Genomic DNA, 19,280 nt, shown 5'->3' with positions numbered 1-19,280 from the left:
GTGTGTTGAGGAAGGGTCCCTGCAAACCGTTCCTCAACAACAAAGGCAGGATGCAATTATGATCGGCTATGTGACCATCGGCGTATCAGATATGGAGCGCGCCAAGACGTTCTACACCAACCTTTTCGCGGACAAAGGCGCCAAGGTCATGCTGGATGCGGGTCGTATCGCGCTGATCGGCAGCGAGCCAGGTTCCCCCATGCTGGCCGTATGCGAACCCTATGATGGCGAGGCGTGCTCGGCAGGCAATGGCAACATGGTGGCCTTTCCCGCAGCCACTAAAGAAGAGGCGGATGCTCTTTACGCCAAAGCCATCAATCTGGGCGCAACGGATGAAGGCGAACCCGGCCAGCGCATCCCGGATCAGTTCTACGGCGCTTATGCACGCGATCTGGACGGCAACAAAATGTGCTTTTACGTCTTCGGCTAAAACTTACATCTGATCCAAAAGGGCCTCATGCCGATCCGTGTATGCCTGTCGCACCTCAAGCGGTGGGCGTAGCCTGATCTGTAAGCCTTCGATGATTGTCTTGTCCGGGCGGCCAAAGAATTTGGTCGCTTCGGCCTCGGAAAAGCCCGCGATCTGGGTGGCCTCCATCCAGGCGCTGATCTTGTCGGCCTTTTTGATCTGCCGTTTCACCGTTTTCGGTACCTCGGCGGGCAATCCGAAGCGGATATGGATCGCTGCGGCCAGACGGTCATCCAGCGCGCCGTAATCGGGGCCGACGGCGGATTTGACCGGCGAGATCATATCTCCGATCACATATTCTGGCGCATCGTGTAACAAAGCCGCCAGCCGCCATTTCACCGGCGAATTGGGGGCAATCCGACCAAACAGTTCTTCAACCAGAAGGGAGTGTTCGGCGACGGAATAAGCAAAATCTCCGTTGGTTTGACCGTTCCAGCGGGCCACAAAGGCCAGTCCGTGGGCGATATCTTCGATCTCGATGTCCACCGGGGTCGGGTCCAGCAGATCCAGCCGGCGACCTGACAGCATCCGCTGCCATGCTCTGGGTTGTGTTGCCATTTTGCCATGCCTTGTGAAGTGGGACACGTAAGTTTTTCGTTTTTGTGCTATGATGTACCTGTCGAGATCACCAGCTGCCAACTTTTTCTTGACCAGTCGTGCTTTGAAGCGGCGCGTGGTGATACCGACATTAGTGCTGAGGGGGGCGCACGCTCCTCCCGGTGTGCCCCTCTCGGAACGTAACGCGTATCGAAAGGAGCGTACTATGTTTAAGCGACTGTTTGGAATTGCAATGGCCTTTGGGATGGCCGCCACCGCACCGCCTGCTCTGGCGCAGGGCTGCGCCCAGCGCGAGCATGTGATCGCCAAATTGCAGGATAGCTATTCAGAAGAGCTGGTATTTGGCGGATTGCAGAAAACCCGCGGCGCGCAAGCCGTGATGGAGGTCTGGACCTCGAAGGAAACCGGAAGCTACACGGTTCTGGTGACCCAGGCGAACGGCATTAGTTGTATTGTCGCCGTTGGCACCGATTTTTTCCAAGCGATCCCGAAGATTGCACTCAAGGGTGAGCCAAGCTGATTTTAGCGGCAGAATAACCCCTCCCTTGCCATCTGCGTTGCCACCTGCCCCTAGGAATGCTACGGGCAGTCCGGACTGAGATTTACCGGAATGGAGCACCTGATGGCCGGGGACTATATCGTCAAAGACATTTCGCTGGCCGGATTTGGCCGCAAGGAACTGGATATCGCTGAAACCGAAATGCCGGGCCTGATGGCTCTGCGCGCGGAATACGGCGAAAGCAAGCCTCTGTCAGGCGCGCGCATCGTCGGTTCGCTGCACATGACCATCCAGACCGCCGTACTGATCGAAACGCTGACCGCTCTTGGCGCGGATGTGCGCTGGGCGTCGTGCAACATCTTCTCAACCCAGGATCACGCGGCGGCGGCGATTGCCGAGGCGGGCATTCCGGTCTTCGCCATCAAGGGCCAGACGTTGGAAGAGCATTGGGATTATCTGGACAAATCCTTCCTGTTCGAAGACGGCCCCAACATGATCCTCGACGATGGCGGTGACGCCACGCTGTACATCCTGCTGGGCGCTCGTGCCGAAGCGGGTGAGGACATCATCCCCGTTCCCGGTTCGGAAGAGGAAGAGGTGATCAAGAAGCAGATCGCCAAGCGCATGGCGGCCTCGCCCGGTTGGTTCACCAAAATGCGTGACCAGATTCAGGGTGTCTCCGAGGAAACCACCACCGGTGTGAACCGTCTGTATCAGCTGGTCAAAGACGGCCACCTGCCGTTCCCGGCGATCAACGTGAATGACTCGGTCACCAAGTCGAAATTCGACAACAAATACGGATGTAAGGAATCGCTGGTCGACGGTATCCGCCGCGCCACCGACACGATGATGGCCGGTAAGGTTGCGGTTGTGTGTGGTTATGGAGACGTGGGCAAAGGTTCGGCTGCTTCGCTGCGCGGTGCGGGTGCCCGTGTTAAAGTCACCGAAGTTGACCCGATCTGCGCCCTACAAGCGGCCATGGACGGTTTCGAAGTCACTCTGCTGGAAGACGAAGTTGCCAGCGCGGATATCTTCATCACCACCACCGGCAACAAGGACGTGATCCGCATCGAGCATATGCGCGCGATGAAGGACATGGCCATCGTCGGCAACATTGGTCACTTTGACAACGAAATTCAGGTCGCCAGCCTGAAGAACCACAAATGGACCAACATCAAAGAACAGGTTGATATGATCGAGATGCCCTCGGGCAACCGCATCATCCTGCTGTCCGAAGGCCGTCTGCTGAACCTCGGCAACGCCACCGGTCACCCGTCCTTCGTGATGTCGGCCTCCTTTACCAACCAGGTTCTGGCGCAGATCGAGCTGTTCACCAAAGGCGACCAGTACAACAACGAGGTCTACATCCTGCCCAAGCATCTGGATGAGAAAGTCGCTCGCCTGCATCTGGACCGCATCGGCGTGAAGCTGACCAAGATGGACAACGAACAGGCGGCCTATATCGGTGTTGCGCCGGAAGGCCCGTACAAACCCGAGCACTACCGCTACTGATCTCGGAACGGAAATGACGAAACGTACAGGACGCCGCCGGATCATGCATCTGGCGGCGTCCTTCTTTTCTATCATCGTATTTCTATTTCTTGTTGGCTCATCTGGGTATCTGTTGCTGTCCCATCCGAAAACGCCGCTGCCCGATCATTGGAACCCGTTGCGTGACCTGACCGTCACGGCCCCTGTCACTCTGGTTACGAAATTTCAGCTAAACCGGGCCTTGGCCGATGAGGCACAGTGCCGGGCGACGCTGTCAGAGGCAGGTGTTACGTTTTCCCGGATGGAAGATCTTGTGATTGACCAGAACTGCGGCATTTCAGGTCGAGGAGAGCTGTCCGGGCTGGTCAGTACCCGGGTGCGAGGGGTCGAGACCCGCTGCACCACCGCGTTACGTCTGGCGATGTGGGAACATCATGTGGTGCAACCCGCCGCGCGGGATGTGCTGGGAACTGACGTGCGGGCCTTGCGGCATCTCGGCAGTTACAATTGCCGCCGGATGCGCACGGCGCAGGGGCAAGACGGTCGTTGGAGCAGCCATGCAACGGCAGATTCGGTTGACATTGCAGGGGTCGATCTGGCAGATGGGCGAACGCTCAGCCTCTTGCAGGATTGGAATGCAACCGGACCCGATGCCGCGTTTCTGCGCCGGATCGGGCAGGGGGCCTGTGACTGGTTCCGCGTGGTTCTAAGCCCGAACTTCAATCGCCTGCATGCGGATCACTTCCATTTGCAGGGACCGGGCTGGGGGTATTGCCGGTAGGGGGTTCTCCGGCCCCGTGTTGCAGGGCCGGAAGGGGGTCAACGTCCGCTGACCGTATCGGACAGCGCCTTGAAGCGTACGATTTTGTAGATACCTTGGGAGGCATCCTCGCCCCCGTTCAGGACCGGAGAGCGGTGCAGTTCGTTAATGGTGGCATAGACATAGCCATCCGCCCCGATTGAGAACCCATCCGGCCAAGGCAATTCATCATCCGACTGGTACAGCACCTCATAGCTGCCATCGGGTTTGGTCACGCCCAGCGCATTGTCTGTCATCGCGGTGATGTAGACATTGCCGCCAGTATCCACCGTAGAGCCGTCCGAGATTGGCTTGTCGCCATACCGCTCGACCCGCGCCTCAAGATCGGCATCCGAGAGGCTTTCATCCAACAGGTCAGTGGTGCGGATGCGATACATCGCGCTGGCCGTCATCGGCGCAAAGTAAACCCAAGTATTTGTCGGGTCGACTGTGATCGGATTGATGCCGATCTTGGCGGGATTGCCGCCCAGCTTAATCTCGCGCCCGTCGATGATCATCGGCGTGTCCTCGGGGATGGTGTATTTCGATCCCTCAAGCACGCGTCGCGCGCGTCCGGTTTCCAGATCGACCACGATTATGGCCGAGTTCTGACCGTCGCCGGTGTCCGAGATGTAGATCGCCTCATGATCGCGATCGACGGCCAGATCATTCAGGAACGAACCGGGACGCGCCACCGGCGCACCGATGTAGTGAATCGCGTGCAGGGTCTCGGTATTGGTATCCCAGCCAACGATGCGCCCGGTCTGGTTCTCGCCCTGACCATCGAGCATCCACAGGATGCCATCCCGATCTGCGCGCAGGCCCAGAACGCCGTTCAGCCCATCTGCGTCGTCTTGTGGTGCGCGCGCCCAGTCTTCGGTCGGGTAAGGCTTGGTCGAACCATCGGGCATCACTTCGACAATGCGCAGCTCGGGCCCGTAGAACTCATGAACCGACATGAACATGCGCCCATCGGGGCCGATGGCCAGATTGCCCGGTGGAATGGATTTATCGAATTCCAGATACGTCTCTAACTGGCCAGCTAATGCTGGGGCAGTTAGCGCAAGGGCGCATGCAGCAGCGTATATTGGTTTCATGGGTTCCTCCTCTGATGCTGCTGCCGCAAATATCATTTGAAATAATTCACGATAACTGCCTCAATTGTGAAACCAGTGTTAGGATTTTTCGAATGTACCACCTGAATGATCTGCTGACCTTTGTCTCGGTTGCGAAAACCGGCGGGGTGGGGTCTGCGGCCAAGGCGCAGGGTCTGTCCGCCGCCACGGTCAGTCATCGCATCACCAAACTTGAGGAGGTGCTGAACCTCAAACTCTTCCATCGCAACAGCCGCAAGGTGCAGTTGACCAACGAAGGGCTGATCTTTCTGGACCGGATCGAACCGATTCTGGCCGACCTGCGTGAGGCCGAATTGGACGCTGGCAGCGGCACCGGCGCAGTGCGCGGACATTTGCGGGTGACACTGTCCCCTTGGATTCTGTCACGTTTCATCATGCCGCTGATGGACGCGTTCCAATCCCGGCATCCAGACCTGACCGTCGAGTTTCTGGCCGTAGACCGCTATGTCTCATTGGTGGACGAGGGCATCGATTGCGCCATACGGGTGGGGCAGCTGGCTGACAGTAATCTGAAGGCGCGCAAGCTCAGTGACAACGACCGGATCATCTGCGCTGCGCCTGCCTTTTGTGATCGCCACGGGACGCCCGAAACCATCGAAGACCTTCGGTTGATGCGCTGGGCGTGTCTGCCGTGGCAAACCCGGTTTGACACCCACGACGGGGTGCTGGCCATCTCGCGGCAGATTGCGGTGTCAAACTCGGACATGCTGACCGAAGCGGCGGTTCAGGGTCTGGGCCTTGCGGTGAAGTCCCGACTGGCCGTTCAACGCGAGTTGGAAAGCGGTGTTCTGCGGGAAATAACACCGGGGCTGTTGCGGTCGCCGGATGCGCCAATCTCTTTTGTTCATGCAAGCACCGCTACGCCGGGCCGCAAGGTTCGGGCCTTTTCCGAATTGGCTGAAAAATCTTTTCAGAACCGCCAGTTATCATAATGATACTGTTTAGGGGGAAAGTCCGGAAAATTTCCCTTTGTCCACCTAAGCGTTCTGACTAAGCTGCCTGCACTTGTTTCTCAGCCGTGAAAAATCACGGACAAACGGCTTTAAGGGAGAGTGTTTCATGGGAAAACGCGACGAGTTGATCGCCAAATACGCAGAAGACCTGAAATCCAAATGTGGCATGGATGCCGATATGGATCTGCTGACCAAAGTCACCATCGGCTGTGGCCCGGCGATTTATGACGCCGATGCCTCGACTGTGGCGGCCACGCAGGAAGGTGAACTGGAGACGGTCAAAAACAACTTTCTGATCAAAAAGCTGGGCCTGTCGGATGGTCCCGAGCTGATGGAAGCGATCAACAAAGCGCTGGAAACCTATGGCATGTCCGAGCGCAACAAATACCGCGCCGTCGTCTATTACATGCTGACCAAGCATTTCGGCAAAGAATCTGTCTACGGCTGATCCCGCCTTTTTCTTTGCAGCGCCCGTCAGAACTCTGGCGGGCGTTTTCAATTTTAGGCATTTGGCATTTGTGCGCAGCCGCGTCTTTCGGCTAGTGTCATCCTGTGACCAGGACGGTCAGAACCAAGGATTTCTATACGCGTGTGGTGAGTAGGGAGCACGCGGGGGTCGGGAAGGTTCTGCATCTGTCAGGGCCTTCCCGCATAATCTTCCAAACGTGCTACTGAATTTCTGCAATCAGGCGAGCCAGGAATCTTTCAAACTCAGTCTGCTCGTTCCGTGGTTGGGTTCGTTGTGCTGTCCCTTGGATGTACACTTCAATCCGCCCCGGGGGCGTCTTGGTTCCAGATCCGGTAAAATCGCGGGAAATCCCACCCAGCGCGTCAGCGGCCAGGATCGCATGCGCTTCGTCATTCGGGTGGTAATACCGCACATGAGTTTCACGTACCGAATACCCAACCCGCGCGGTCGCGACCACGTTGCTCCGCTCGTTCTTCAACGCCGCCAACGCCCTGTTGCTTGTATCCGTGGACACGGTCGAAGGCACAAATAGCGCGACCTCAATGGGCGCCGGAACAGCATTTAGCGCCGACGGTTGATCGGTGTCTTCGGCAGATACTGCCGCGTCGGTCACATCTTCGTCGAGCGTGACATTCGCGGGCTCTGGCGTAACGGGGACTTCCTCTGTGACTTCAGGTAATGAAACGACTTTTGGCTGGGGCGGATTATCAACGGTGACATAATCCGGGTTCATTTCCGGTACTGGCAGCGGGCTGGGCGGGTTGGTGAGAACAACCTGACCCGGCGGCATGAAGGCGAGAAAATGGCTGGGATGCGTGGTTTGCGCCATCGGGCCATAGCCAAGCTCGGCCGGTTCGGGGCCGATATTGGCCGGTTTTGAGGCGTCGGGCTGTTCAGTGGTCGCTGAAAGCGCAACTACCGGCGGTGCAGGCATGGCCTGAGCCTCTTGCCATTCATTGGCGAACTGCGATAACCCCCAGCCCACCAATGCGCCACATATCAGCGCAACTGGAACGATAAGCCGGTTTCCAAACATCCTGCGGGGATTTTCAGGTTCCGGCTGTGGTTCGATAAAGGCTTGTTCGACCGTCGTTCTGGGTTCTGGCCGATCAAAGGGCTGCTCAGGTTTTGAATTCTGATCCGGTTGAGGCGGGTCTGAACCATTTGCCTGTGCCAGCACTTTAGCCCGTTGTTGGCGCGCAAGTTCCAAGCGCTTTTCCCAGTTTACTGAGTCATGCGCTGAAAGAAGGTCCTCGAATGTCCCATCACTGTCCTTGGCGTCAGACATGGGTCAAAACTTTCAAAAATGAACGTACCAATTACGCAATACGCCAAGGGAACCCGGTTTGGGTGAAAGCCGCTACCAAGCCCCCAGACAGGCGCGAACCCTAAATTTATAGCACTTTTTCGGGTATTTGAGAAGTCGACAGGCTCAATCCGCCTGTGTGCCACCCAGATCGCAGATCACCTGCCACTCTGCATCGCTGACCGGTTGCACCGACAGGCGCGAGTTTTTGACCAGCACCATCTCGGCCAGACGTTCATCTGCTTTGATCTGATCCAGCGTCACCGGAGTCGTGAAAGGTCGCACCGCCTTGATATCCACGCACTCCCAACGCTCATCGTCAGTGGTGCTGTCGGGATGGGCCTCGGCGCAGACCTCGACAACGCCCACGATCGCCTTGTCTTTCTGCGAATGGTAAAAGAACCCGCGATCCCCGATGGCCATCTGGCGCATGAAATTACGCGCCTGATAGTTGCGCACGCCGTCCCATTCCTCGCCTGTTTCGCCTTTGGCGACCTGCTGATCCCAGCTCCAGGTCGAAGGCTCGGATTTGAACAGCCAATATGCCATTAGCCCACGACCTTCTTCCACTGGATCAGCTCGACCGACTGAAACAGACCCGCCTTGGCATAAGGGTCGTTGTCGGCCCAGTTTTGCGCAGCCGCCATATCCTCGACCTCAAGAACGATCATCGAACCGATCATGGCGTCACCGTTCAGCAAGGGACCTGCCTGCGCGACTACGCCGGTTTCCTCGATATAGGCCAAGTGGTCGGCGCGGTTGTCCAGCCGGGTTTGCAGGGCGCCATCCTTGTCCTTGGCGATCAGGGCGATGAGCATATTATTCCTCCTTGAGGGGTCGGTTGAGCAGGGTTTGAATGGCCTGAGTAACACTATAGGTCCCGTGGCTCAGGTCGGCCACAGTGGCGCTGATGGGCATGTCCAGCCCCTCGGCCTTGGCGATTTCAGCCATGGCGCGGGCGGTGGCGACGCCTTCGACGGTGGTTTGGCTGTCGAATGGCTGATTTCGACCCAAACACAGGCCAAAACGGTAATTTCTGGACAGTTCAGAGGAGCAGGTCAGCACCAGGTCTCCCAAGCCGGACAGCCCCATCAACGTGTCAGGCCGCGCCCCACGCATCAGCGCGAACCTTTGCATCTCGGCAAATCCGCGGGTCATCAAAGCAGCACGGGCGCTGTCGCCGAGACCGGCACCGATGGCCGCGCCGCAGCCGATGGCCATGACGTTCTTCAGGGCACCGCCCAGCTCTGCGCCAATGACATCGGTGGTGCGGTAAAGGCGCAGATTGGCGGTGGTCAGTTCGGATTGCAGCGTTTCGCTCAGATCCGCATCTGCGCAGGCCAATGTCAGCGCTGTCGGCAGACCGCGCGCGATGTCATCGGCAAAGCTGGGGCCGGTCAGCAAGGCTGGGCGCGCGTCAGGTATGGTCTGTTGGATAACGGAAATGGGTCCAAGCCCCGAGGACAGCTCAATCCCTTTGCAGCATGCCACCAGCGTTTTCCCGGCCAGAGCGGGCGCATGTTCTGTCAACGCCGCGCGTAATTTCTGCATCGGTACGGCCAGCAACAGCACGTCGGCGGCAACGGCGTCCCGAATGTCCGATGTCACCGATATCGCGGCCGGCAGGGGTACATTCGGCAGCCGCGCGGTATTTTCGCGGTTGTTTTGTATCCGTGCGGCGTGTTCTGGGTTGCGCGACCACAGCGTGACTGGCCCGTTTCCGGCCAGCGAGATTGCAAGCGCCGTGCCAAATGCACCCGAGCCGAGAACCGCCACGCTCATGCTTTGGCCCCTTTCTTACCGCTGCCCAGCATGGCGGGGCTGGTCTGATCCAACGGCCAGCGGGGGCGGGCGGTCAGGTCCAGTCCGTCGCGGGCGCCGGTGCGGAACCGCTCCAGACCCGCATAAGCGATCATCGCTGCGTTGTCGGTACACAGGGCTAACGGAGGCGCAGTGAAACGCGCGCCTTTTTCGGTGCAAACAGTCTCTAACACGGCGCGAATGGCTGAATTGGCCGCGACTCCACCGGCCACGGCAATCACCGGGTCGAACGGGATTTCATCCAGATAGCGATCCATCGCGCGTCGGGTTTTTTCGGCCAGCGTATCCACGATGGCTTGCTGAAACCCGGCACACAGATCGGCGCGGTCTTGACGGGTCAGACCACCCTTTTCGGCGACGATCTGGTCGCGCATTCGCATCAGCGCCGTCTTTAACCCCGAAAAGGACAGATCACATCCCGGCCGGTCCAGCAGCGGCCGCGGAAACCGGAACCGTTTGGGATCACCGGATCGCGCCTCAGCCTCGACCGAGGGGCCGCCCGGTTGCGGCAGGCCCAGCAGGCGGGCGGTTTTGTCAAACGCCTCACCCGGAGCATCGTCGATCGTGCCACCCAGACGCGTGAACTGCTCGGGTCCGTGAGCGATCAGGTATTGGCAATGCCCGCCCGAGACCAGCAGCATCAGATAGGGGAAAGCGATCCCATCCGTCAGACGCGGAGTCAAAGCGTGGCCTGCCAGATGGTTCACCCCGATCAAGGGTAGTCCGGTTGCCGCGCTCAGCCCTTTGGCGCACATCACGCCGGACATGACGCCTCCGATCAGACCCGGCCCGGCGGTGACAGCGATTGCGTCCATATCCCTTAAAGTTAGAGCCGCATCCTGTAACGCCTGAACGACACAGATATCCAGTTTTTCGGCATGAGCGCGGGCGGCGATTTCGGGGACAACGCCGCCATAAGCGCTGTGTAATTCGGTCTGGCCATGCACCACCGAAGACAGCACTTCGGCACCGGAGCCGTCGGTTTGGCGCACCACGGCGGCGGCTGTGTCGTCACAGCTGCTTTCCAATCCGAGAACGGTAAGTGTTTGCACCATTGGCCTGATCCGTTACACCATAATTGCCAAGCGGGGTATCACCCCGCGCGGGCGCAAACAATCCCAAGGCCGAGGCCGCCAACCGTTGTATTTGTTGATGACACGCCCGCGCACGGCCTCGGAAAGGTTCGTCGCGCAGCTGCCGACCCGCACCAGATCTCGGGTCGAGGTCATCTATTCCCCGATCCTGGAAATCAAACCGTTGCCGGTCACTGTCGATGTCACTGGAATGCGGGGACTGATTTTCACCTCGGCCAATGCGGTGAACGCTGCTGTGTCGCTGGGTGTGGCCCGCGATATCCCTGCTTTTTGCGTCGGTCCCGCGACCACCGCCACTGCCAATGCTGCGGGGTGGGAGGCACATATGGTCGGTGCAAGCGCCGAGGAACTGGTGGGATATTTGCTCAAACACCGGCCCGACAGCCCTCTGCTGCATCTTCGAGGGGTACACAGCCGCGGCAATATCGCTGAACGGTTGACGGAATCAGGGCTCACGGTGCGGGAACAGCCGGTCTATCAGCAGCATTTGTTACCGCTGACACCGCAGGCCACTACCATCGCGCGTGGAGAAATTCCGGTGATTGCGCCTCTGTTCTCGCCGCGGACAGCGCGACATTTTGCCGACATTTGGCCCGGTTCAGCGCCGCTCTGGCTGGTTGCCATCAGCGCCGCGACGGCTGATCCCCTTTATTCACTGGACCATTTGCATCTGAAGATTTCCAAACAGCCGACTCCGAAGAAAATGCGGAAAGCCGTTAAAAAGCTTGTGAAACATGTGATGCGGGTTGAGGGCGGCGAGGCCACCGACTAACTTAGTCTGACCTGTTCTTGATGTGTTTTTGGATTCGATAAGGGGAAGATTGCGGTGGCTGGTAAGAAGAAGTCCGATCAAAAGCCGGTGGAAGACCCCGTTGCGGAAGATGCGCTCGAACCCGTTTCCACATCTGATGACGGGTCTGTCAACCTTCCTGAACCAAAGGACGAACCCGCACCCGATGACGCGACCAAGCCGGAAGACGGGTCGCTTGACGCGGATGAACCTGTAGAAGAGGTCCTTTCCGAAGCCGAAGCCGAAGCCGAAGCCGAAGCCGAAGCCGAAGCCGAAGCCGAAGCCGAAGCCGAAGCCGAAGCTGCCGTTCATGAACAGACAGTCGCGCCTGAGGAACAGAAAAAGGGCGGCTTTATGCCGGCCCTTCTGGGTGGCGCAATTGCTGCCGCAATAGGTTTTGCTGCTGGCAGCGCGGGACTGTTCAACTCGGGCGGTGATACGGACGCGATTGCTGCGCTTGAAGCAAAGCTCAACGATCAGACCAAGCAGATTGAGGCGTTGTCAGCCTCTTTGGCCGACACCTCAAACTCGGACGTGGACAGCAAGATTGCGGCACTGACGGATCAGATCACACCGCTCAGTTCCGATCTGGATGCGCTGAAATCCAACCTCGAAGGTCTGGCGGGCAAGATTGATCCTCTGGCGAGCCGGCTGAGTGAGTTGGAAAACGGAGCGCTGACACAAGGCGCGTCGGCCGAAACGTCTGCCGCGTTCGAAGCGGAACTGAAAAAGCTTCAGGACTCGCTGGCCGCGCAACGGGCCGAAGTTGAGAAAATGGTGACGGATGCGCAAGCACTTGAATCGCAGGCTGCCGCAAAAGCGCAGGCTGCGGCCAATGCTGCGGTCCTGTCGCAGGTGTTTGGTCAGTTGGATTCGGGTCAGCCCTATGATGGTTTGATCTCTGAACTGACGGCGGGCGGTGTGACTGTACCTGATGCTCTGTCAGCGCCATCCGGCGAAGGCGTAGCGACGTTGGCAGCACTGCGGTCGTCCTTTACCCCGGCTGCCCGTACGGCGCTGGCAGATGCGCGGGATGCGGATAAGGGCACCGGTCTGGTCGCGTTCCTGCAACGTCAGACCGGCGCGCGGTCAGTTACCCCGCAAGAGGGTGACAGTCCCGATGCGGTCCTGTCGCGGGCTCAGGCCGCGCTGTCGAGCGGAGATGTTGCCGCCGCGCTGACCGAGATCAATACCCTGCCAGATGCGGCAAAGGCGGCTCTGGCCGATTGGGAACAAGCGGCTCAGACACGGGTGGCTGCCGTGGATGCCGCAAACGCGCTGCAAGCCAGCGTCAACTCGAACTGAAGGACCTGCCATGCTGTGGTCATTGTTAAAGATCCTTGTTTTTGTAGCGATTGTCGGCCTGCTGGCCATGGGCGGATTGTTCCTGATGGACACCAGCGGCGGCGTGCAGATCACTGTTGCGGGCGTCGAATACACGCTGGGGCCGTTGCAATCGGTGATCGCACTGGGCGCGCTGGTCTTTGCGATCTGGCTGTTCTTCAAGCTGCTAACTCTGCTGATCGCGACGCTTCATTTCCTGAACGGCGATGAAACCGCCCTGTCGCGCTATTTCGACCGCAGCCGTCAGCAGCGCGGATACCAGGCGCTGGCCGATGGTCTGATGGCGCTGGCCTCGGGCGAGGGGCGCGTGGCGATGTCCAAGGCGCAAAAGGCCGAGAAGCTACTGAACAAGCCGGAACTGACCAACCTGCTGGTGGCACAGGCGGCTGAGATGAACGGCGACACCAAGAAAGCATCTGAGACCTACAAGAAACTGGTGACGAACAACGCCACCCGCTTTGTCGGTGTACGCGGGATTATGAAACAGAAGCTGGCCGAGGGCGATGACGACACCGCCCGCAAGCTGGCCGAGAAGGCGCTGGCGATCAAGCCGCGCCACGCTGAAACGCAGGATATCCTGCTGGGATTGCAGACCAAATCGCAGGACTGGACCGGCGCGCGTTCTACCCTGACCGCCAAGCTGAAGGCTGGTCATTTGCCGCGCGATGTATTCAAACGCCGCGATGCGGTGCTGGCTTTGTCCGAGGCCAAGGACATTCTGGACGACAGCGCCACGGTCGAACAGCAGGAACATGCGATCGAAGCCAACCGCCTCTCGCCCGATCTGGTGCCTGCCGCCGCAATGGCTGCGCGCGCCTATATCGAAAAGGGCAAGCCGCGCGCAGCGACCAAGATTCTGAAAAAGGCGTGGGAGGCGCAGCCGCACCCCGATCTGGCCCATGCCTTTGCGGAAATTGCGCCGGATGAAACGCCGGATGCACGGATCAAACGCTTTACCGCGCTGACTCGCATTCACCCGGAAGACCCCGAAACCCGCCTGATTCTGGCCGAGCTGAACATCGTGGCCGAGGATTTCCCCGAAGCCCGCCGCGCGCTGGGCGATGTGGTTGAGAAACAGGCCGACGCGCGGGCCTATACCCTGATGGCAGCGATTGAACGCGGCGAAGGGTCCTCGGACGCGGTTGTGCAGGGCTGGCTGGCCAAGGCACTGAATGCACCGCGCGGGCCGCAATGGGTCTGTGACAATTGCCATGACATTCAGCCGGAATGGGGACCTGTCTGTCAGAACTGCGGCAGCTTCGATACGCTCAGTTGGCAAACCCCGCAAACGCCCGAGATTGCAACCGCCACAGGCGTCCACATGCTGCCGCTGATCGTCGGTGCGCTGGAGGATAAAGCCGAACCGGAGCCCGAGCCGGAAATGGAAGAGGTCGAGGAAACGGTTGAGCCCGACGTGATCGAGATGGAGGCTGAACCCGTTCGGCCCGATGTCGAACCCGTGGTTGAAAAACAGGCCTGACGGACTTCAGCAGCTAGATTTATTGATCAGGTTCTTCCTGCGCGGCAGCGTCCAAATAAGTCCAACGGTACTTCGGTGGCGTTGGGCCTTTGTTGCGTCCACCTTGTTGGGTTTGCTCCCAGGCATGTGCCAGAATACCAACTGACCGGGACAGGCAGAACAAGCCACGCGCCAGGGGCGGGGCAAATCCGAGCTCGGCATAGATGACTGCCGTTGCGCCGTCGATATTCATGGGAACCGGTTTGCCCTTGCGGCGGGCCAGTTCCGCCTCGATGTTCAATGCGACAGTTTTGAAGCGACCATCACAGGCGTTTTGTTCAATCGCTTCGTCCACCAAAAGCATCAAACGCGGCGCACGCGGGTCGGTTGGTGTGTGGAACCGGTGACCAAAACCGGGCAGGATTTTTCCGTGAGTGGCGATCCAGTCATCCATAGCCGCTCCAATCCCCGAGGGGTGCGCGGCCACGAAATGATAGAGCATCACGGCCTGTTCCCCGGCACCGCCGTGGATGTCACCCAACATATTCACTGCGCTGGCCATTGCGTTGTTCAAGGGCAACCCGCAGGTCACCGCCATGCGGGCGGTCGCGATGGACGGAGCCTGCGGGCCGTGGTCCACTGCAGCGACTAGGGCGGCCTCGAACAAATGCGCCTGCGCCGGCGAAGGCCGGTCACCGCGCACTATGAACCAGATCATTTCCGCAAAGCTTAGAGTGCCGATGAGGTCTTGAATGGGCTCGCCACGCAGGTGAATGCGCCCGGGTTCCATGTCGATGATGGCGGTGCTCCACCAGTCGGCAACATCGCTCATAGAACGCCCTCCTGTCTCAATGCGTCGATCTCGGCTTGTGAGAGGCCGAGTTGCGACCAGATCTCCGTGTTATCAGCGCCAAGAGCGGGGGGAGATGTTTGCGGCATCCTGCGCTGCCCATCCATGACGACAGGGCTGCCTGCCAGTTTCACCTGTTCTTCGCCTACAGGAAGCGAGCCGATCAAACCACGACCTACGAGTTGGTCGTCCGACAGAGCCTCGGGCACAGTCAATACCTGCCCGGTTGGAACGCCCAGAGCGTTCAATTCGCCGACCCAGTCACCGGCCGACCGTGTGCGTAGGGTTGTTTCCAATTCCGCCCGCAGCGCGTGGCGGTTCCGTTTGCGGTCCTCGCGCGTCGCATAGTCGGAGTTTTGCAGCAAATCCTCTCGACCCAGATGTCTTGCCAACGCCTGCCATTGTTCGTCACGGTTTGCAGCGATGTTGATCGGGTTATCTGCGGTGGCAAAGGTTCCTGACGGGGCCGAGGTGGTGTTTTCGTTGCCATGCGCGCCGGGGGTGACGCCACCAACCAGATAGTTCGAAACCACCCATCCCATCGTGGAAATCACCGCTTCGGACATGGCGATATCCAAGAATGCGCCGCGCGGCTTGGCGTTCAACGCTGCGCTGATCGCGAAAGCCGCCGTCAGGCCTCCGACTGTGTCGGCCAGTGGATAGCCAACGCGGTAGGGGGCCGTATCAGCCGCGCCGGTTATCGACATAACGCCGCTTAGGCCTTGTACGATCTGATCGTAGGCCGGGTCTTTGCGACGCGGTCCGTCCTGACCAAAGCCGCTGATCGCGCAGTAGATCAGATTGGCGTTCTCGGCGCGCAGCACCTCATACCCCAAACCCAGACGGTCCATGACGCCGGGCCGGAAGTTTTCGATCAGAACATCTGCGGTCTGCACCAAGCGCTTCAGCAGCGCTTTGCCCTTTGCGGATTTCATGTCCAGTGTAATGGATTTCTTATCCGCGTTCTGGGCGAGAAAGCTGATCCCCATCCCTGCCTTGTTGCGCTTGGGGTCAGCGCCCAAAACGCGAGCAAGGTCGCCGCCCTGAGGGCGTTCGACCTTGATCACTTCGGCCCCCATCAGCGCCAGCTGATAGCAGCAATACGGGCCTGCCAGAACATTCGTCAGGTCAAGAACCCGTATCCCTGCCAGAGGCTCAGTCGCCATCAGCAATCCCGGCTGCGCGTGCCCGTGCCCGACGCGCGCGGTAGCTGGGCAGCAGCACCAGCAGTGCGGCGATCACCAGCAGGCCCAGCGTCATGGGACGCTCCCAAATGAAGGCTATACCGTCATAAAGCTGCATGGACCGGGCAAAGTTATCCTCCATCATCCCGCCAAGGATGAATCCGATCAACAGCGGGGCAAGTGGGTAATCGGCAAACTTCAAAGCCGTAGCACAGACGCCGAAGCCAACGAGGATCAGCAGTTCGGTCGCGTTGTTCTGCCCGATATAAGCTCCCATCAAGGTGAAGAACAAAATGAACGGGATCAGGAAGTTGCGCGGAACCGCCAGCACCTTGGCGATGTAGGGGATCAGCGGCAGGTTCAGGATCAGCAGAACCAGATTGCCGATGAACATCGACATGATGACGGCCCAGAAAATCTGAGGCTCATCAATCATCAGACGCGGGCCGGGTGTTACGTTCAGGGCAATCAGAGCGCCCAACAGGATCGCCGTGGTACCTGATCCGGGAATGCCCAGCGTGAGCAATGGAACAAAGGAGCCGGTACAAGCCGCGTTGTTTGCCGTTTCGGGTGCCGCCAGACCTTTGATCGAGCCTTTGCCGAATTCCTCCTGTTCCTCCTTCGGGGCGATGTTGCGTTCAACCGCGTAGCCCAGAAAGCTGGCGATTGTAGCGCCGGCACCGGGCAGAACCCCGATGAAAAAGCCCTGCACAGATTGCCGTCCCACCACGGGTGCGATGGCTTTGGCCTCTGCCTTGGTAATGCGCAGGTCTTTGATTTTGCCATCGTCGCCTTTCAGGTCCTTTGGCTTCAGAACCAGAAACAACGCTTCGGGCAGGGCAAACATGGCCATGGCTAGCGTGATGAACCCAAAGCCTGATTGCAGATCCATGATCCCCATCGTGAAACGGGGTAGATTGAACAGCGCACCTTCGCCCACGGTTGCCATGATCAGCCCGAGCACCGTCATGATCACGGCCTTGGCGACCTGTCCGCTTCCGGCAAAGGCTGCAATGGCGGAAAGGCCCACGACCATCAGTGCAAAATACTCTGCCGAATGGAACAGCAGCGCGACCGAAGACAGGGCAGGGGCGAATACCATGAGCAGGACAGCACCCAGTGTGCCGCCAGCGAAACTGGCAATTGCGGCGACCGTCAGCGCTTTCCCGGCCTTGCCTTGTCGCGCCATTGGGTAGCCGTCGAAGCTTGAGGCGACCGTCCCCGCGACCCCCGGCGCGTTCAGCAGGATCGACGACGTCGAGCCGCCAAAGATCGCGCCGTAATAGACCCCGGCCAAAAGGATCAGCGCGGCGGACGGGTCTCCCATCGAGATGGCGACCGGGATCATGATGGCGATGATCGACATCGGCCCGAGGCCGGGCAGCATGCCGATGAATGTGCCGATCAGACAGCCCGCGATGACCATCAGAAGGTTTTGGATTGAGAATGCCGTTTGCAGGCCGATCAGAAGTCCTTCAAGCATGTCAGCCTCCGAAAATGCCCGGCAGGGGGCGCATGTAGATCCCAAGAACTTCCTGAACCAGATACCAGACGGCACCTGTCGCGATGAACGCAACGGGCAGCATGATGTGCCACTTGCGCTCACCCAGAATGAAAGATCCCAGGATCAGGAACGCCGAGGTCGAAATCAGGAAGCCCACAGGGCGCAGGCAGAGGGCGTAGACGACCATCAGCGCCAGCAAGATCAGGGCTTGGTCCAGATGGTATTCACCCAACCGCCGATAGTCGATATCGGCCTCTTTTGGTTCGGATTTTTCAAAGCCCAGCAGGATGATCGTCGTCGTGACGATCCCCAGAATGGAAAGCACTTTCGGGAAGGTGCTTGGCCAGATGGGGTTTCGCTGCATGAAGGGGGGCAGGCTACTATCCATCGTGAACCAGGCGGCGTAGCCATATGTTAAACACACACCCAGCAGAACGAGCGCGATCCAGCGATCCAGCGCCATGTCACCCCCTCCTTTTTTCATTTTCGTTGGGGATGGCAGAGCGGTGTGCCGCTCTGCCAAATATCCGATTAGAGGAAGCCCAGCTTTTTCATCAGATCGCCGATCTGCTGTTCCTGCTGCTCAAGGAACGACTGGAAGTCATCGCCCGAGTTGTGGATGTTCACCCAGCCGTTGCGCGCGCGCACCTCTTCCCACTCAGGGGTGTCATACATCTTGGCAATCGCGGCCTGATAGGCGGCCAGCTTGTCTTCGGGCAAGCCGGGCGCTGCGAAGAAACCGCGCCAGTTCACAAAGGATGTGTCGATGCCCTGTTCTTTCATGGTCATCGCGTCAGGGGCTGCGGCGACACGGTCATCGGCGGTCACACCAATGATTTTGACCTCACCCGCATTCGCCAGATCGACGGCTTCCGAGAAACCGGTCGACAGGGCTGCGATCTCACCTGACAGCAGGGCCGCCATGGCTTTGCCGCCCGCGTCATAGGGGATGTATTTCACGGCCAGCGCGTCCTTGCCTGCCGCTTCCATCACCATGGCCGCAACCAGATGGTCCATACCGCCCGGAACCGAGCCGCCACCGATTGCCGTAGCACCCGGATCGGCGTCAAAGGCGGCCAGCAGATCGTCCATCGAGTTGATCAGGCTGTCTTTGCCCACAACAATCGCGGCGTAGTCACCGATGGTGCCCGAAACCAGCGTCAGGTCGCGGAAGTTGTGCGGAAACACACCGGTCAGCGAACGGATCACGATGGGGGTTGAGTTCACCATCAGCGTACCGTGGTTGCTGTCCGCGTTTTCGATCAGGAACCCGATGGCCTTACCGCCACCGCCACCCGACATGTTTTCGTAAGAAGCCGTGCCAACAAGGCCCGCCTTGGTCAGCGCCTCGCCAGTGCCGCGGGCTGTGCCGTCCCAGCCGCCGCCAGCGCCGCCGGGGATCAGAAAGTGGATGCTGTCCACAACCTGATCTTCGGCCAAAGCCGGACCTGTCAGGCCAATAGCGGCCACAGCTGCGATTAGGGCGCGACGGCCCAGTTTGAATGTCGTCATGTTTTCCTCCCGTTTGACAACCGGCCGCAGGGCGGCTCAAGT

The 19,280-nt window shown here is 59.3% G+C and carries 21 protein-coding genes; 9 read left to right on the top strand and 12 right to left on the bottom strand.

Annotation, left to right across the window (positions count from 1 at the left end):
* Window positions 1-58 precede the first annotated feature (58 nt).
* Window positions 59-430 (top strand): VOC family protein, encoded by a 372-nt coding sequence (locus ACOQOY_RS11230; RefSeq protein ID WP_420585505.1) that lies wholly within the window; start codon window positions 59-61, stop codon window positions 428-430.
* Between the two features lie 3 nt (window positions 431-433).
* Here the strand turns inward: ACOQOY_RS11230 and ACOQOY_RS11225 are convergent, their stop codons facing one another.
* Entirely contained in the window at window positions 434-1,027 is a 594-nt protein-coding gene (locus tag ACOQOY_RS11225; protein ID WP_420585504.1) for an HD domain-containing protein, read from the bottom strand.
* A gap of 205 nt (window positions 1,028-1,232) precedes the next feature.
* Here ACOQOY_RS11225 and ACOQOY_RS11220 point away from each other — a divergent pair, with 205 nt between their 5' ends.
* The 3 genes from ACOQOY_RS11220 to ACOQOY_RS11210 all read left to right on the top strand — a co-directional run bounded on the left by ACOQOY_RS11220 (window position 1,233) and on the right by ACOQOY_RS11210 (window position 3,798).
* A complete protein-coding gene (locus ACOQOY_RS11220) occupies window positions 1,233-1,547 on the top strand; it encodes a hypothetical protein (protein ID WP_420585503.1) in 315 nt (104 codons plus the stop codon).
* Window positions 1,548-1,649: 102 nt separating this feature from the next.
* Window positions 1,650-3,038, top strand: coding sequence for an adenosylhomocysteinase (gene ahcY, locus ACOQOY_RS11215; RefSeq protein WP_420585502.1), 1,389 nt, complete (start codon window positions 1,650-1,652; stop codon window positions 3,036-3,038).
* 13 nt (window positions 3,039-3,051) lie between these two features.
* Entirely contained in the window at window positions 3,052-3,798 is a 747-nt protein-coding gene (locus ACOQOY_RS11210; protein WP_420585501.1) for an extensin family protein, read from the top strand.
* A 38-nt stretch (window positions 3,799-3,836) separates the two neighbouring features.
* Here the strand turns inward: ACOQOY_RS11210 and ACOQOY_RS11205 are convergent, their stop codons facing one another.
* Window positions 3,837-4,913, bottom strand: coding sequence for an L-dopachrome tautomerase-related protein (locus ACOQOY_RS11205; protein WP_420585500.1), 1,077 nt, complete (start codon window positions 4,911-4,913; stop codon window positions 3,837-3,839).
* 92 nt (window positions 4,914-5,005) lie between these two features.
* Here ACOQOY_RS11205 and ACOQOY_RS11200 point away from each other — a divergent pair, with 92 nt between their 5' ends.
* Window positions 5,006-5,884, top strand: coding sequence for a LysR family transcriptional regulator (locus ACOQOY_RS11200; RefSeq protein ID WP_420585499.1), 879 nt, complete (start codon window positions 5,006-5,008; stop codon window positions 5,882-5,884).
* A 127-nt stretch (window positions 5,885-6,011) separates the two neighbouring features.
* The gene (locus ACOQOY_RS11195; RefSeq protein WP_420585498.1) at window positions 6,012-6,353 is read left to right on the top strand and encodes a DUF2853 family protein; all 342 of its coding nucleotides are present in this window, start codon (window positions 6,012-6,014) and stop codon (window positions 6,351-6,353) included.
* A 220-nt stretch (window positions 6,354-6,573) separates the two neighbouring features.
* On the opposite strand, the gene ACOQOY_RS11190 is transcribed toward ACOQOY_RS11195, so the two are convergent.
* From ACOQOY_RS11190 to tsaD, 5 genes are all read right to left on the bottom strand, one after another.
* On the bottom strand, window positions 6,574-7,662 hold the full coding sequence (locus ACOQOY_RS11190; RefSeq protein WP_420585497.1) for a hypothetical protein: 1,089 nt from the start codon (window positions 7,660-7,662) through the stop codon (window positions 6,574-6,576).
* Window positions 7,663-7,806: 144 nt separating this feature from the next.
* Window positions 7,807-8,229, bottom strand: a complete 423-nt coding sequence (locus ACOQOY_RS11185) for an EVE domain-containing protein (protein ID WP_420585496.1) — start codon at window positions 8,227-8,229, stop codon at window positions 7,807-7,809.
* Window positions 8,229-8,498 (bottom strand): YciI family protein, encoded by a 270-nt coding sequence (locus tag ACOQOY_RS11180; protein ID WP_420585495.1) that lies wholly within the window; start codon window positions 8,496-8,498, stop codon window positions 8,229-8,231. The genes ACOQOY_RS11185 and ACOQOY_RS11180 overlap by 1 nt, the downstream gene beginning before the upstream one ends.
* Before the next feature lies 1 nt (window position 8,499).
* Window positions 8,500-9,462, bottom strand: coding sequence for an NAD(P)H-dependent glycerol-3-phosphate dehydrogenase (locus tag ACOQOY_RS11175; protein ID WP_420585494.1), 963 nt, complete (start codon window positions 9,460-9,462; stop codon window positions 8,500-8,502).
* On the bottom strand, window positions 9,459-10,556 hold the full coding sequence (gene tsaD / locus ACOQOY_RS11170) for a tRNA (adenosine(37)-N6)-threonylcarbamoyltransferase complex transferase subunit TsaD (protein ID WP_420585493.1): 1,098 nt from the start codon (window positions 10,554-10,556) through the stop codon (window positions 9,459-9,461). Before tsaD ends, ACOQOY_RS11175 begins: the two co-directional genes overlap by 4 nt.
* A 97-nt stretch (window positions 10,557-10,653) precedes the next feature.
* Between tsaD and ACOQOY_RS11165 the strand changes: the two genes are divergently transcribed.
* The 3 genes from ACOQOY_RS11165 to ACOQOY_RS11155 are packed head-to-tail and all read left to right on the top strand — an operon-like array spanning window position 10,654 to window position 14,209.
* Window positions 10,654-11,367, top strand: coding sequence for a uroporphyrinogen-III synthase (locus tag ACOQOY_RS11165; protein ID WP_420585492.1), 714 nt, complete (start codon window positions 10,654-10,656; stop codon window positions 11,365-11,367).
* A gap of 54 nt (window positions 11,368-11,421) precedes the next feature.
* The gene (locus ACOQOY_RS11160; protein WP_420585491.1) at window positions 11,422-12,690 is read left to right on the top strand and encodes a COG4223 family protein; all 1,269 of its coding nucleotides are present in this window, start codon (window positions 11,422-11,424) and stop codon (window positions 12,688-12,690) included.
* Between the two features lie 10 nt (window positions 12,691-12,700).
* Window positions 12,701-14,209 carry a heme biosynthesis protein HemY gene (locus tag ACOQOY_RS11155; protein WP_420585490.1) on the top strand — a complete coding sequence of 503 codons (1,509 nt, stop codon included), beginning with the start codon at window positions 12,701-12,703 and terminating at the stop codon, window positions 14,207-14,209.
* 19 nt (window positions 14,210-14,228) lie between these two features.
* Here the strand turns inward: ACOQOY_RS11155 and ACOQOY_RS11150 are convergent, their stop codons facing one another.
* From ACOQOY_RS11150 to ACOQOY_RS11130, 5 genes are all read right to left on the bottom strand, one after another.
* Window positions 14,229-15,020: a citryl-CoA lyase gene (locus ACOQOY_RS11150; RefSeq protein WP_420585489.1), complete on the bottom strand. Its 792-nt coding sequence runs from the start codon at window positions 15,018-15,020 to the stop codon at window positions 14,229-14,231.
* On the bottom strand, window positions 15,017-16,204 hold the full coding sequence (locus tag ACOQOY_RS11145; RefSeq protein ID WP_420585488.1) for a CaiB/BaiF CoA transferase family protein: 1,188 nt from the start codon (window positions 16,202-16,204) through the stop codon (window positions 15,017-15,019). The genes ACOQOY_RS11150 and ACOQOY_RS11145 overlap by 4 nt, the downstream gene beginning before the upstream one ends.
* Complete coding sequence (locus ACOQOY_RS11140; protein ID WP_420585487.1) at window positions 16,194-17,705, bottom strand: tripartite tricarboxylate transporter permease; 1,512 nt, start codon at window positions 17,703-17,705, stop codon at window positions 16,194-16,196. The genes ACOQOY_RS11145 and ACOQOY_RS11140 overlap by 11 nt, the downstream gene beginning before the upstream one ends.
* Before the next feature lies 1 nt (window position 17,706).
* The gene (locus ACOQOY_RS11135; RefSeq protein ID WP_420585486.1) at window positions 17,707-18,189 is read right to left on the bottom strand and encodes a tripartite tricarboxylate transporter TctB family protein; all 483 of its coding nucleotides are present in this window, start codon (window positions 18,187-18,189) and stop codon (window positions 17,707-17,709) included.
* A 68-nt stretch (window positions 18,190-18,257) separates the two neighbouring features.
* Window positions 18,258-19,238 (bottom strand): Bug family tripartite tricarboxylate transporter substrate binding protein, encoded by a 981-nt coding sequence (locus ACOQOY_RS11130; RefSeq protein WP_420585485.1) that lies wholly within the window; start codon window positions 19,236-19,238, stop codon window positions 18,258-18,260.
* Window positions 19,239-19,280: the final 42 nt, after the last annotated feature.

The sequence above is a fragment of the Ruegeria sp. genome (assembly GCF_965221235.1).
GTDB lineage: Bacteria > Pseudomonadota > Alphaproteobacteria > Rhodobacterales > Rhodobacteraceae > Ruegeria.
Note: the sequence above shows the minus strand (reverse complement) of the source record. Positions and strands in the feature narration are given on the sequence as shown.

Excerpts from the sequence above, each read along its gene's own strand:
- ACOQOY_RS11155 (WP_420585490.1), top strand. The coding sequence starts at position 12,701 with ATGCTGTGGTCATTGTTAAAGATCCTTGTTTTTGTAGCGATTGTCGGC.
- ACOQOY_RS11210 (WP_420585501.1), top strand. The coding sequence starts at position 3,052 with ATGACGAAACGTACAGGACGCCGCCGGATCATGCATCTGGCGGCGTCC.
- ACOQOY_RS11135 (WP_420585486.1), bottom strand. The coding sequence starts at position 18,189 with ATGGCGCTGGATCGCTGGATCGCGCTCGTTCTGCTGGGTGTGTGTTTA.
- ACOQOY_RS11185 (WP_420585496.1), bottom strand. The coding sequence starts at position 8,229 with ATGGCATATTGGCTGTTCAAATCCGAGCCTTCGACCTGGAGCTGGGAT.
- ACOQOY_RS11130 (WP_420585485.1), bottom strand. The coding sequence starts at position 19,238 with ATGACGACATTCAAACTGGGCCGTCGCGCCCTAATCGCAGCTGTGGCC.
- ACOQOY_RS11145 (WP_420585488.1), bottom strand. The coding sequence starts at position 16,204 with ATGGCGACTGAGCCTCTGGCAGGGATACGGGTTCTTGACCTGACGAAT.
- ACOQOY_RS11165 (WP_420585492.1), top strand. The coding sequence starts at position 10,654 with ATGACACGCCCGCGCACGGCCTCGGAAAGGTTCGTCGCGCAGCTGCCG.
- ACOQOY_RS11200 (WP_420585499.1), top strand. The coding sequence starts at position 5,006 with ATGTACCACCTGAATGATCTGCTGACCTTTGTCTCGGTTGCGAAAACC.
- ACOQOY_RS11150 (WP_420585489.1), bottom strand. The coding sequence starts at position 15,020 with ATGAGCGATGTTGCCGACTGGTGGAGCACCGCCATCATCGACATGGAA.
- tsaD (WP_420585493.1), bottom strand. The coding sequence starts at position 10,556 with ATGGTGCAAACACTTACCGTTCTCGGATTGGAAAGCAGCTGTGACGAC.
- ACOQOY_RS11190 (WP_420585497.1), bottom strand. The coding sequence starts at position 7,662 with ATGTCTGACGCCAAGGACAGTGATGGGACATTCGAGGACCTTCTTTCA.
- ACOQOY_RS11140 (WP_420585487.1), bottom strand. The coding sequence starts at position 17,705 with ATGCTTGAAGGACTTCTGATCGGCCTGCAAACGGCATTCTCAATCCAA.
- ahcY (WP_420585502.1), top strand. The coding sequence starts at position 1,650 with ATGGCCGGGGACTATATCGTCAAAGACATTTCGCTGGCCGGATTTGGC.
- ACOQOY_RS11180 (WP_420585495.1), bottom strand. The coding sequence starts at position 8,498 with ATGCTCATCGCCCTGATCGCCAAGGACAAGGATGGCGCCCTGCAAACC.
- ACOQOY_RS11205 (WP_420585500.1), bottom strand. The coding sequence starts at position 4,913 with ATGAAACCAATATACGCTGCTGCATGCGCCCTTGCGCTAACTGCCCCA.
- ACOQOY_RS11225 (WP_420585504.1), bottom strand. The coding sequence starts at position 1,027 with ATGGCAACACAACCCAGAGCATGGCAGCGGATGCTGTCAGGTCGCCGG.
- ACOQOY_RS11175 (WP_420585494.1), bottom strand. The coding sequence starts at position 9,462 with ATGAGCGTGGCGGTTCTCGGCTCGGGTGCATTTGGCACGGCGCTTGCA.
- ACOQOY_RS11195 (WP_420585498.1), top strand. The coding sequence starts at position 6,012 with ATGGGAAAACGCGACGAGTTGATCGCCAAATACGCAGAAGACCTGAAA.
- ACOQOY_RS11230 (WP_420585505.1), top strand. The coding sequence starts at position 59 with ATGATCGGCTATGTGACCATCGGCGTATCAGATATGGAGCGCGCCAAG.
- ACOQOY_RS11220 (WP_420585503.1), top strand. The coding sequence starts at position 1,233 with ATGTTTAAGCGACTGTTTGGAATTGCAATGGCCTTTGGGATGGCCGCC.